Genomic DNA, 12345 nt, shown 5'->3' on the forward strand with positions numbered 1-12345 from the left:
CGTCGGCCCGGATCTGCGGGATCGACCGCCGATCCTCAACCACCGGCCCCACACCTTCGGACCCGGTCTCGCGCCCAGCTCCAGCTCCGCCTCCGCCTCCAGCCCCGGCGCCAAGGGCAGTTCCGAACGTGGTCGTACGCGCCCGCGTGGTCCAAGCCTCGGCCCCAGTCCCAGCCCCAGCGCCAGCGCCAGCACCCGCGCCAGCCCCAGCACCCGCGCCAGCCCCCGGACCCGCGCCAGTGTTCGTGGCAACACCGAGAGCGGTCGCACTCCCACGCGTGACCGAGGCCGCCGCACCACCCCTACCGCCGGCACCACCTGCAGCCACCGCGGTGGTGGTGCCGCCGGAGCCGCGTTGGCGGAGGGCGTCGCTGACCATCGCGTCGAGCGCGGCCTTGATCGGTGCGGCCGTGATCGGGTCGAGCCGGCCCCGCAGGTGGAACACCCCGTCCGGGTCTTCACGGAACGTCAACGACCGCTCAGCATGCAACCGCTCATCGGCCGGTCCGATGCTGTCGGTGTCGAGTTGGGCGTGCGCGGTGGTGACCGCGCGTCGCACCAGCGATAGCGGCTGCCCGGCCGCGAGCGTGACGAGCTTCTGCTCATACCGGCCGACCCGGTCGGGGTCGGCGCGGAGCTCGACCCGGCGGAGCATCCCGGTGATCAGGTTCGCCGCCTCCACACTCAACCGCCCGGTGTCGAGCGCGGCGCGCACGTGCGGGAACTTCGCCGGCACCGTCCCGGTGAACGACTGACGTTCCTGGATCGCTTGCCCGACCGCGACCAGCCGGGCTGCTTCACCTGACGCGCCGCCGGTCGCGGCTTCGATCAACCGGACCGGGCTGGCATGCCCGTGCTGCTTCGCCAACCCCTCAGCACCGAACTCCGGCACCGACCGCCGCGCCACCTCAGCACTGGCATGGGCGAGGAACGCGTCCACCATCCGTTTGACCTGCCCCGCCCGCTCGATGACCCGCACCAACCCGGGACCACTCAGCGCCTCGAACCCTCGGCCCCCACCACTCCCACCCGCGCCGGCCACGTCACCGGCATCAACGCCACCAGCCGACGCACCAGCAACTGCTGCACCGCCACCCAACGCACCAGCAACTGCCGCGTCGGCAACCGCCGCGTCGGCAACCGCCGGGCCACCAGCCGCCGCGACCTCAGTCCTTCCGCCATCGCGCGCAGTCTCGGTCGAGCTCGCCTCGGTGGGAACCGCGTCGGCCGTGCCGGCTCCAGGCGCGCCCGCTTCGGACGCGCGAGCAGCGGCCGTGGTGCCTGCGGGTGCGCCCCCGGTAACGCGTGCACGGGCGCCACCAGCACCGTGTGCGTAAACGCCGCCCGCGCCGCTCGTGCCCGCGCCGCTCGCCCCTGCACCGCCCGCCCCCCGCGTCGGGGCCAACACGGCGCTCGAGTCTGCCGCACCCGCACCCGCACCCGCACCCATCGAACCCCTCGCCGCTTCACCGCCGAGTGCCGGCAGCGCCGCCGCCCACTCGGCGGCGAGCTCAGCCACCTCGGCATGCAGCCGGTCGAGCGGAGAGTTCGTCATGCGCACCAGTATCCACGCACCCACCGACATCCACTCCCGCCATGGACTCCAGCACGGAGCAGCAGCCGACGATCCGACCACGGCATGAGCCGGTCGAGCGGCCACGCGGCTACGCGGCCACGCCGCCACGCCGCCATGTCGCCACGTCGCCACGTCGCCACGCGGTCAGGTGCTCGAGCGGTCACTCGGCTACGCGGTGATGCGGCCACGCGCCCACGCGTCCACGCGTCCACGCGCCCACGCGCTCACGCGGTCGCTGGGTCACGCGGTCATGCGGTCGAGCGCCAACGCGCCAACGCGCCAAAGCCGCCATGCCGCCACACCGCCACGCGGCCACGCGGCCACGCGGCCACGCAGCCACGCAGCCACGCGCCCGCGCGGCCGAGGTGCTCCTCGGTGCGCGCGCAGCGCGTAGGCCAATACGGTTCGAGATCGAGGCGGTGCTCCCCGACACCGACGGCACGCCGGCCGACTCGACCCCCTCCGTGGAGCGGCCTGACAGGTCTGGGCATCGCGTCGCGGGATCGACGTCGCTGAACTCCTCCGGGTATGCGCGAGTCCCTCCTGCGGAGGAACGATGCCGGCGCGTCGGTCGCGGTGAGCGGAGCGCGACCGGTCTCGACGTCAGTGGCGGCGCGTAACGTCGGCCGGGTGACGGCGGACAAGACACGAGCACCCCGCGTCGTGATGATGTGCGGGCCAGGCGGTGCCGGGAAGACCACCTACGCCAAGCGCCTTGAACGCGAGGGCTGGACGCGTCTGTCGTTCGAGGTGGAGTTCTGGGAGCGCGGAATCACGACGATGCCCTCCGCCGACGTGGTCGCCGAGGTGGCAGCGGACCTGAAGGCGCGTTTGCTGCGCCATGTTGCGACCGGGAACGATGTCGTGCTCGACTTCGGATTCTGGTTCCGGCGACAACGCGATGAGTTCCGCGCACTGCTCGCACCGCAGGGCATCGTGCCGGAGACGGTCTACATGGCGACGAACCTCGAGACGATCCTGAGCCGCGTAGGCGACCGGCACGGCAGGCGGGCCGACGATTGGCCGCTCACCGAGCAGACGGCGGCGGAGTACTTCGAGCGGTTCGAGCCGCCGACACCCGAGGAGGGGCCGCTCGAGGTGGTCCGGTGGAGCGTGTGATCGAGCGATTCGATCGCTCATGAGCGGCGGCGGCGCCGGGATCAGGGGCGGAGCTGCCTCAGTCGCTCGGCCACCGCCGCGCCGATCGCCGCATGACCGGCGTCGTTCGGGTGGATGCCGTCGGGGTCGAGCTGGTCCGCCGAGATGAGGGGCACGCCCGGCAGCAGATGCAGGTTCGCGTCGCCGTTCCGGTCTTGGAACGCGTGCACCGCATCCTCGAGCCCGGCCCGGAGGTCGGCGAGGGTCGCGCCCGACCCGTTCCGAACCTGCTCGGCGTTCGGCCGGATCACGGGGCTCACCACGAGGATCGGCGTCTCGGCGTGTCCGGCCCGAACCATGGCCAGGAAGAGTCGCATGAGCTCGCGGATGTAGGCCGCGTCCATCTCGATCTGCGCCCAGCAGTTCGTGCCCCACGCGAGGCTGATGACGTCGGCGGGCGTGGCGGCGAGGTGCGCCGCCACGGGCAGCTCGCCCCGAGCCGCCCCGGCGAATCCGAGGTTCAGCAGGTCGAACCCGGTGGCGCGTGCGGCGACGGCCGTCCAGGCGGCGCCGGGGTCGCTCGTCGTCCAGCCCTGCGTGATCGAGTCGCCGTAGGCGACCCACCGCGGGCCGGGCTCGAGGGGTCGTGCCTCGCCGCCGAGCGCGCGAACGCCGAAGATGCGCGGCTCCGCGCGCTCGGGGACGTGGATCTCGACGCGTGCACCGGGATCGCGGGCCGGCAGCTCGACGCGGACGGTCGCGGCCGTGCCGTCCTCGACCCGGGTGGCCTGCCGGCGCTCGCCGTCGACATAGACCGTGAACTCGCCGTGCTCGGCGGGTGTCGCGAGCTGCAGCGCGTCTCCGGTCCGCACGTCGACCTCGACGGCCTCCGCGTCGCCGGTGAAGCCGATCCGAGCGCCCGCGGGCACGCGCGCGGCCTGGATCGTGTCAGCGGCCCACCGCTCCATCGCCGAGGCTGGCACACGGAGCATCCGGCCCTCGTCGATCGAGTCGACTCCGAGCAGCAGGTGCCTCAAGTCCATGTTCCGCATCTCCTTCGGTCCGCCAGATCCGCCAGATCCGCCCGTCGAGCTGCTCCAACAGTACCCAGACGGGCCCGGTGGATCAGCCGGGCGCGCCGCCGCGTACACGCTATGATTTAAATGATTACAGCCGACGACCGATCGGCTGCGCCCATCACAACGTCGTGCATGAGGAGTCGAAGTCGAATGACCACGGAAGCAGCGCTCGCAGACAGCCCCCGCTCGGACACGCCCTGGTTCCCCCAGCTCCGGGACGAGCCCTTCCGGCCGCCCGAGCCCTATGAGCGCTGGCGCGAGCAGGCTCCGCTCGTCGAGGCCGAGCTGCACAGCGACCAGCGGGCGTGGGTCGTGCTGCGATACGACGAGGTCCGGCAGACGCTGGAGCATCCCGGCATCTCCGTGGATGCGCAGCATCCACACTTCCCCAAGGTCCGAAAGGGCGTCACATCACGCGCGAACGACACCATGCTGCGGCACATGGACGCGCCCATGCACGGCACGTACCGCCGGATGATGGCGCGCCAGTTCACGGCCAAGCGCGTGAACGAGCTGCACCCCGAGCTCGAGCGGATCGTCACCGAGGCCGTGGACGCCATTCTCGCCCGCGGCGGCCCGGTCGACCTGCACCAAGAGGTCAGTCTCGTGATCCCGACCAGGGTGATCTGCGCGCTGCTGGGGGTGGACTACGCGATCAGCGGCGACATCCAGCGCCTGTCCAACCTGACCACGGCCGCCTCGACCCCTGCCGATCAACTGGCCGCGGCGGCGCAGGAGATGTACGGCCTCCTCGACGCCGAGATCACCGCGCAGTACGAGCAGCCCCGGGATGGACTGATCGGCACCCTCATCGAGGAGTCGAAGCAAGGTCGGATCGAGCACCGGCAGATCCTCGGGCAGGTGTTCATGACGATCGTGGCCGGCCACGAGACGACCGCGAACACGATCTCGATGGGCATGCTGCAACTGTTCGAGCGGCCCGAGATCCGCGCGCGCGTGACGGCGGACCTGTCGCTCATCCCCGCCATGGTCGAGGACATGATCCGCATGCACTCGCTCGTCGACGGCACGCTGTCGCGGGTCGCCAAGGAAGACCTCGAGATCGGCGGGCACGCGGTCGCCGCGGGCGACGGGGTCATCGTCAACATCAGTGCGCCGAACTACGACCCGCGCCGGTGGGAGGACCCGTACGAGCTGAACATCGACCGCAACGACCGCGGACACATCAGCTTCGGCGCGGGGCCGCACATGTGCCTCGGCCAGAACCTCGCGAGGGCCGAGCTGTACCTCGCGTTCGAGCAGTTGCTCACCCGCATCCCCGGCATGCGGGTCGCGGACGTTCCCGACGCGGTCACCATGCAGAACGACGGATTCATCTACGGGATCCGGAATCTCGTGGTCGACTGGTGACCGGCTCTGCCGGGCGCCCGCGGGGCCTCCCCGACGCGGGGGTCGTGGGCCCGCGGGCGACGCTCCGGCGCCGCCGGTGAACGTCAGGATCTTCTTCCTCGCGCTCGGCATGGTCGCGTCGGGGATGAACTCGCTGCTCATCGCCGGGCTGCTGCCCGAGATCGCGCACACGCTCGGTGCGAGCGAGGCGGCCGTGGGCGTGAGCGTCTCCGTGCTCGCCTGCACCTACGCGCTCACGGCCCCGTTCATCCCCATCGTCTTCTCGCGGTTCAGCCGCCGCGCGATCGCCATCGCGGCGCTCATCGTCTTCCTCGGAGGCGTCGTGCTGTCCGCGTTCGCGTGGGACATCTGGAGCTTCTACGCGGCGCGCGCCGTCGTCGCGCTGGGCACCGCGGCGTACACCGCGCAGGCGATCGCCGCGGCGATCGAGATCTCCCCGCCCGGGCGGAAGGGGGCCGCCGCGGCCTGGGTGAGCATGGGCTTCGCGGTCTCGATGGCGCTCGGCGTCCCGGTCGGCACGCTGCTCGGCGAGGCGTTCGGCTACCGGTCGGCGTTCCTGCTGACCGCGGCGATCGCCGCGGTGACGCTCGCCGGCCTCGTCTCCGTGCGGATGTCGGTGCGGGCTGAGCGGTCGACCCTGCGCAAGCAGTTCCGGCCGCTCGCCGAGCCCGTCGTCCTGGCGGTCCTGCTCTTCACGTTCCTGTACTCGATCTCGTTCTTCAGCGTGCTGACCTACATGTTCCCGGTCCTCGAGTTCGCGGCGGACGCCGACGCCGCGATGGTCACCGCGGCCCTCGCGCTGTTCGGGATCTGCAACATCGTCTCGATGGCCGTCGGCGGGCGCCTGATCGACCGGTTCGGGAGCCTCGCCGTCATCCTCGTCTGCGTGCTGGTCATGAGCGTCGCGACCCCGGTCCTCGGGGTGCCCCTCGGCCCGGTGGTCGCGTTCGCGGCGATCGCGGCGTTCGGCCTCACCGGCTCCCTCGTGGGCCCGTCGACGAATGCGCTGCTCGGGCACATGCATCCGACGAACCCCGCGACACTGGTCGGCGCGAACATGTCGGCCGTGCAGCTCGGCGCCGCCGCCGGGGGAGCGGTGGGCGCCCTCATGCTGACGGGGCCCGGCGCGAACTGGATCGCGTACGCAGCCGGGGTGGCCGCACTGCTCTCGGCGATCGTCTGCGCGGGGCTGCTGCGCGCCCGGCGCGCCCAGCGCGCCAGTCGCACCCGCCAGCCCCGCCAGACCGAGCCCACGGAGGCAGCCGCATGAACTGGCGCTTGATCTTCGTGCTGTTCGCCGTGTACGCGGTGGGCACGAACGCCCTCATCCTCGCGGGCATCCTGCCCGCGATCGCCGAAGGGCTGGACACGAGCGCGGCGGTCGCGGGCCTCGGCCTCACCGTGTTCGCGCTCACGTACGCCGTGATCGGCCCGCTGCTGCCGATCGTCCTGTCCAGGTTCGGGCGCCGGTCGATCATGGCGGGCGGACTGTTGCTCTTCATCGGCGGCACGGTGCTCTCGGGGCTCGCGCCCGACGTGGCCACGTTCATGCTGTCGCGCGCGATCGTCGCGGTGGCGGCCGCCGCGATCCCGCCGCAGGCGGCCGCGATCGCCATCGCGATCACCCCGGCCGGGAGCCAGGGTCGTGCGCTCGGCATGCTCTCGGCCGGCATCCTGCTGTCGGTCGCCACGGGTGTGCCGCTCGGGGCGCTCCTCAGCGTCTGGCTCGGCTACACGGGCGCCTTCCTGTTCCTGGCCTCGCTCGGGGCGATCGGGCTCATCGGTCTGTGCTTCGTCCCCGCGACGCCGCGTCCTCCCAAGGCGACGCTGGCCGAGCAGTTCGCGCCCTTCCGCCGGCCCGCCGTGCTCGTGCTCGGGCTCGTCGCGCTGCTCTTCGCGTGGTGTCAGTACTCGATCACGACCTACTTCGCCCCGATCGTCGAGGCCTCGGCCGGGGTCACCGACCTCGAAGTGCCGGTGCTGCTGGTCATCTACGGACTCGCGGGCGTGGTCGCCGCACTCTTCGGCGGGCGACTGATCGACCGGTTCAGCGGGTTCTCGGTCGCCACCTGGGGGCTCGTCGCGATCAGCCTCACGACTCCGCTGTTCTCGATCGCGCCGAGCTTCCTCGTCGCGGCCATCGTCGTCGTGGTCTGGAGCCTCGCGCAGAACGCCACGTTCCCGGCCGCCCAGGTCGAGATGGGGCGGCTGCATCCCGACAACCCGGCGACGACGTTCGCCCTGTTCGCCGCGCTCGTCCAGGCGGGCGGTGCGGTCGGCGCGGCCGTGAGCGCAGGGGTGCTGGATGCGGCCGGCCCGCTCTGGATCCCACCGGTGGCGGCGGTCGCGAGCGCCGCTGGGGCGGTCGTGCTCGCGGTGCTCGCGGCGGTGCTTCGCCGCCGCGGACGGCGAAGTTGTTAAACTAATAAGGATTAATAGCACGGGGGTGTCTTCTGTGTTATCGTCGCTCAGGCGCAAGCCCCGAACCACCTGTCGCGAGACATCAACGAAGAGGTTGAACCATGACGGATTTCCGTGACCCGGGCCCTTTCAGGGACGTGGACGCACTCGTGAGGGGGCGGTGAGATGACGGCTGTCGACAACGCGACCGAACGCATGCCGTGGCTCAAGTGGATCGATCGGCTGAGCCTGCTGCTCGCGGTGCTCGGCGGGATCGCCACCGTCGGCCTCATGCTCAACGTCGTCTTCGACGTGCTCGGACGGTTCTTCTTCAACCGCCCGCTGCCCGGCACGCTCGACCTCACCCAGTTCGCGTGGATGCCGACGCTCGTCTCGCTCGGGCTCGGCTACGCGCTGCTGCGCGGTGAGCACCTCCGCGTCAACCTGCTGACCGCGCCGACCAGGCCCCGGACCCAGCGGATCATCGAGATCGTCGGCATGGTGTTCACGCTCGGGACGACGGCCATGTTCATCCTGTTCGGCACCGAGAAGGCCGTCGAGGCGATGAACTTCGGCGAGAAGGCCGTGGGCACGCCGTGGCTCGAGATCTGGCCCTACCGGTTCGTCATCGTGGTCGGCATGGTCGGGCTCTTCCTGCAGGCGTTCGCGCAGCTGCTGCGCGCGATCACCGTGCCCGAGTTCCGCGCAAACGACGAGGACGAGGCGCTGGACGCGATCCACGCCGAGGAGACGGTGTTCGACGACCTGGAGCCCGAGATCGGCGCTGCGAAGACGCAGTCCACGACCGCTGGGAAGGTGGAGACCCGATGAGCACGATGCTGCGCGATGCGCCTCAGCCGCCCAACGTCAAGACCCCGATCGAGATGAAGGAGGCGCTGACCGCGAAGCGCTTCACGATCGGTCTCATCGTCACGGCAGCGGTGACGATCCTGCTCGCGGTGTACCTGTTCGTCGTGCCGTCGAGCAAACTCATCGTCGGGTTCGTGATCATCCTCCTGATGATGGCTCTCATGCTCTTCAAGATCCCGATCGGGATCGCGATGTCGGCAGCGGCGATCTTCGGCCTGTATCTCCTGGTCGGACCGAATGCCGTGGTCGGCACCTTGAAAGAGGTCGTATTCCACTCCTTCGCCTCGTGGTCGCTCAGCGTCATCCCCATGTTCGTGCTCATGGGCGTCGCGATGGGCAAGAGCGGGTTGATGAGCGGCGCCTACGACGCGGCGCGGAAATGGCTGAGCCGGCTTCCGGGCGGTCTGGCGATCGCGACCAACTTCGCGGGTGCCGGCATGGCGGCCACGAGCGGCAGCACGATCGGCGTCACCTACGCGATCGGCCGCGTCTCCATCCCGGAGATGATCCGTTCCGGCTACAAGCCCTCGCTCGCGATGGGCGCGACCGGCATGGCCGGAACCCTCGGACAGGTCATCCCGCCGAGCGTGCTGCTCGTGATCTACGCGGGCGTGGCGGAGACCCCGGTCGGCCCGCAGCTGCTCGCCGGAATCGTGCCGGGTCTCGCACTCGCCCTGCTGTTCACCATCGTGATCATCCTGTGGGCGTGGATCAGCCCGAGCTCGGCACCGCGTGGGTCGAGCTTCCCGTGGAAGGCGCGGTTCGCCTCGCTCATCCACCTGGTCCCGATGCTGATCATCATCGTCGTCGTCCTCGGCGGGATCTACTTCGGCGTCTTCACGGCGACCGAGGCGGGCGCGTACGGCGCGCTGGTCACGCTGATCCTCGGACTCGGACTCGTCATCACGCGTTCGAGGAAGAGCCTCAAGACGGGCGCCTCCACCGTCCCGACCCGGAAAGTCGTCGGGTCCTACTTCTCGAGCACCCTGCTCGAGACCGTGTCCGCGGTGGCCGCCGTAATGCTCCTGCTCGTCGGCGTGAACCTGCTCACCCGGGTCATGGCGTTGAGCGGGCTCGCGCAGTGGGTCGCCGACGGCGTGATCGAGCTCGGCCTGGACCAGCTCGGATTCCTCCTGCTGCTGATCCCGATCTACCTCATCCTCGGCTTCTTCCTCGACACGCTCGCGATGATGCTGCTGACCATCCCGGTGTTCATCGGCCCGCTGGTCGCGCTCGACGTCGATCTGATCTGGTTCGGGGTCTTCCTCATCATCCTCGCGGAGATCGACCTCGTGGCCCCGCCGTTGGGCGTGCTGAACTTCGTGGTCCTCGCGATCGCACAGTCCAGTACCAAGGGCATGGGCTTGAGGCTCAAGATCACCGACGTGTTCAAGGGTGTGATGCCGTTCATCGCGGCCTGCATCGTGATGCTCGTGGTCCTCATCGCCTGGCCCGATCTCGCCCTCTGGCTGCCGGGGATATCGTCGGCCCAGTAGCGGCGCACGCCGATCGCGAACCCCCTCGAGGTCCTCCGGGACTTCGGGGGGTTCGCGGTTCAGCGCAACGCGAGCGCGTCGCGCAGCGCGGACTCGAGGTCGAAGGCGAGCACCGCGCGAGTGAACGCGCGTCGCCACGCGTCGCCGCATGCCTCGGCTCCGAGCAGGGCGCGCACGGTCGGGTGGTCGCCGAGCGTCACAGCGCGGGCGGCGATTCCGAGCACGATGCTGTGCGTCAGGCCGGCGAAGACGAACCCGGTGAGCGATTCAGGATGCCTCGCCGCAATCGCGGCACCGAGCTTCCCGCCGTGCGGCAGCAGCACGAGCGGGTCGCCGGTGCCCGCGGTGAGCGCGTGCACCCGCCCGGCCGGCGTGTCCACGAACGCCGAGCCGATCGTCGAGGCGTCGTCGTCCACGAGGCATCCGGTCGCCTGCAGTCCCGCGTCAGCGCGGGACGACGAACCCGCCGTTCGGGCGCAGGGTCTGGCCGGTGACGAACTTCGCGGCGTCGGACACGAGATAGACGATGGCCCAGGCGACGTCGCTCGGCTCGCCGACCACGTGGAGCGGGGAGTACGAGCGGTACGTCTCGAGCTGGTCCTCCCACTCGGGGGAGAGGGTGCCGTCGGGCCGGGTGTGGTTGCGCCGGATCATGGGCGTGTCGATGTAGCCGGGCGCGACGGCGTTCACGCGCACGCCATCGGCGCCGAGCGCGAGGGCCATCGTCCGGGTCAGCTCGACCACCGCGGCCTTCGAGGCCACGTAGGCGAGCTGGGCGGGCAGCGGCCGGTCGAGCCCGCCGGTCGCGAGGTTGACGATGCTGCCCCGGCTCGCGATGAGGTGCGGGGTGGCCGCCCGGCACACGTTGAGCGTGCCGAAGAAGTTCACCTCCATGACCTTCCGGACGGCGTCGCGGTCGATGTCGCGCGGGTCGATGTCGATGAAGATCCCGGCGGAGTTCACGACCGCGTCGAGGTCGCCGTGCTGCGCTGCGACGGCGTCGAGGGCTCGCTCGACGGCGCCGGGGTCGGTCACGTCGAGCGGGGCCGCGTGCACGGATCCCGGCAGGCCGAGCGCGTCGATCCTGGCCACCTCGTCAGCGAGGCGACCGGCCGAGAGGTCGGCCGCGACGACGGTCGCGCCCTCGCCCGCGAAGACCTCGGCGATGCCCGCGCCGATGCCGCTCGCGGCCCCGGTGACGAAGACCACACGTCCGGCGACGTCGAATGCCACGCTCACTCCGATCGGTCGTGGGTCGTCGGGCCGGGGTGGCCGGTGTGACCCTGCTCGCTCATGCTCGCGGGTCGAGCGCGACCTTGATCGGCCGCTCGTCGGTCTGGTACGCGGCCGTGCGAATCGCGTTCGCGACCTCGCCGAGCGGGAAGACGTGCGTGATCCAGTCGCCGAGGTCGATGCCGCGCCGCTGCAGCTCGCGCGCACGCTCGAACGCGGTCTCGACCGTGTGCGGGTGCGAGAGCCGGCCCTTGAGCGTGATCTCCTTCCACATCAGCAGCCGCCAGTCGAACGGCTGCGTCGACGGGTTGGGGGAGGCCGAGCTCACGATCGTGCCGAGCACGCGCACGAGGTGCATCGCGAGCGCCTTCCCGGCGGGAGAGCCGGACACCTCGATGACCCCGTCGACGTCGCCGTGCCGGGCGACGATCTCGGCGGCCGTTCGCGCGACCGCCTCGGGAGAGCCGTCGCGGTCGGTGACGAAGGTGGTCGCCCCGAACTCGGCGGCGAGCTTCAGGCGCTCCGCATCGGCCTCGAGGCCGATCAGCGTCGCCCGCCGGCCGGTCGCGATCGCGGCCAGGGCGCAGCTGAGGCCCTGTGGCCCCGGTCCGATGACGGCCACGTGTCCGCCGACCGGCACGTCCGTGGCATCCGCCCATCTGAGGCCGTTCGCGAACGGCGAGCCAGCAATGAGCGCCGTGCGGTCGGAGAGGTCGTCGGGCACGGGGTAGACCAGCGCCTCGGGCGGGACGAACGTGTGCGTCGAGTAGCCGCCCCAGAGGTGCGGCGGCGCCTCGGCCGACAGCGTGCCGTATCCGTTCTTCAGGCCGCGCCGCTCGCACAGGTAGTACTGGCCCCGGTCGCAGGCGTGGCACCCCTCGGTGCAGGGCCAGCGCGCCTCGACGACGACCCGGTCGCCGACGGCGAGCCCACGGCGTTCGGCGGCCACGGGACCGATCTGAGCGACGCGCCCGATGATCTCGTCACCGAAGATGACGGGCACGCGCTCGTTCACGTAGTCGAAGGCACCGCGGTACATGGCCAGCTCCGAGCCGTCCACGCCGCACATGATGACCTCGAGGAGCAGGTCGTCGTCGCCGATCTCGGGGAGCGGGAACTCCTCAAGGGTCATGTGCTCCGGAGCGCGATAGGCCGCGGCGCGGGCGAACGACGCAGAGCTCGTCATCGAAGGCATCCTTCCAAGCGGATCGGCAGTGATCAC

Annotated in this window: 12 protein-coding genes; 6 read left to right on the forward strand and 6 right to left on the reverse strand. The window is 70.9% G+C overall.

All coding sequences use genetic code 11. The features are described from left to right. Both RH864_RS17165 and RH864_RS17170 read right to left on the reverse strand, forming a co-directional pair. Positions 1-979, reverse strand: a 979-nt coding sequence (locus RH864_RS17165) for a DUF222 domain-containing protein (RefSeq protein WP_310518799.1), incomplete at its 3' end; no start/stop codon positions are given. A gap of 14 nt (positions 980-993) precedes the next feature. Beyond that, complete coding sequence (locus RH864_RS17170) at positions 994-1182, reverse strand: hypothetical protein (RefSeq protein WP_310518800.1); 189 nt, start codon at positions 1180-1182, stop codon at positions 994-996. A 1024-nt stretch (positions 1183-2206) separates the two neighbouring features. Between RH864_RS17170 and RH864_RS17175 the strand changes: the two genes are divergently transcribed. Continuing rightward, a complete protein-coding gene (locus RH864_RS17175; RefSeq protein ID WP_310518801.1) occupies positions 2207-2695 on the forward strand; it encodes an AAA family ATPase in 489 nt (162 codons plus the stop codon). Between the two features lie 41 nt (positions 2696-2736). On the opposite strand, the gene RH864_RS17180 is transcribed toward RH864_RS17175, so the two are convergent. Continuing rightward, a complete protein-coding gene (locus RH864_RS17180) occupies positions 2737-3717 on the reverse strand; it encodes an SGNH/GDSL hydrolase family protein (protein WP_310518802.1) in 981 nt (326 codons plus the stop codon). Between the two features lie 186 nt (positions 3718-3903). Between RH864_RS17180 and RH864_RS17185 the strand changes: the two genes are divergently transcribed. The 5 genes from RH864_RS17185 (at position 3904) to RH864_RS17205 (ending at position 9890) form a co-directional block, all read left to right on the forward strand. Then, the gene (locus RH864_RS17185) at positions 3904-5124 is read left to right on the forward strand and encodes a cytochrome P450 (protein ID WP_310518803.1); all 1221 of its coding nucleotides are present in this window, start codon (positions 3904-3906) and stop codon (positions 5122-5124) included. Positions 5125-5200: 76 nt separating this feature from the next. Continuing rightward, positions 5201-6394, forward strand: coding sequence for an MFS transporter (locus tag RH864_RS17190; RefSeq protein ID WP_310518804.1), 1194 nt, complete (start codon positions 5201-5203; stop codon positions 6392-6394). Then, the gene (locus tag RH864_RS17195; RefSeq protein ID WP_310518805.1) at positions 6391-7545 is read left to right on the forward strand and encodes an MFS transporter; all 1155 of its coding nucleotides are present in this window, start codon (positions 6391-6393) and stop codon (positions 7543-7545) included. Before RH864_RS17190 ends, RH864_RS17195 begins: the two co-directional genes overlap by 4 nt. 165 nt (positions 7546-7710) lie before the next feature. Then, positions 7711-8355 carry a TRAP transporter small permease subunit gene (locus tag RH864_RS17200; protein WP_310518806.1) on the forward strand — a complete coding sequence of 215 codons (645 nt, stop codon included), beginning with the start codon at positions 7711-7713 and terminating at the stop codon, positions 8353-8355. Further along, positions 8352-9890 carry a TRAP transporter large permease gene (locus tag RH864_RS17205; protein ID WP_310518807.1) on the forward strand — a complete coding sequence of 513 codons (1539 nt, stop codon included), beginning with the start codon at positions 8352-8354 and terminating at the stop codon, positions 9888-9890. The genes RH864_RS17200 and RH864_RS17205 overlap by 4 nt, the downstream gene beginning before the upstream one ends. A gap of 59 nt (positions 9891-9949) precedes the next feature. On the opposite strand, the gene RH864_RS17210 is transcribed toward RH864_RS17205, so the two are convergent. The 3 genes from RH864_RS17210 to RH864_RS17220 are packed head-to-tail and all read right to left on the reverse strand — an operon-like array spanning position 9950 to position 12309. Then, positions 9950-10306 carry a hypothetical protein gene (locus RH864_RS17210; protein WP_310518808.1) on the reverse strand — a complete coding sequence of 119 codons (357 nt, stop codon included), beginning with the start codon at positions 10304-10306 and terminating at the stop codon, positions 9950-9952. A 28-nt stretch (positions 10307-10334) separates the two neighbouring features. Beyond that, positions 10335-11123, reverse strand: coding sequence for an SDR family NAD(P)-dependent oxidoreductase (locus tag RH864_RS17215; RefSeq protein WP_310518809.1), 789 nt, complete (start codon positions 11121-11123; stop codon positions 10335-10337). A gap of 58 nt (positions 11124-11181) precedes the next feature. After that, positions 11182-12309, reverse strand: a complete 1128-nt coding sequence (locus tag RH864_RS17220; protein ID WP_310518810.1) for a zinc-dependent alcohol dehydrogenase — start codon at positions 12307-12309, stop codon at positions 11182-11184. Between the last annotated feature and the right edge of the window lie 36 nt (positions 12310-12345).

Source organism: Agromyces aerolatus (assembly GCF_031432255.1).
Classification (GTDB): Bacteria; Actinomycetota; Actinomycetes; order Actinomycetales; family Microbacteriaceae; genus Agromyces.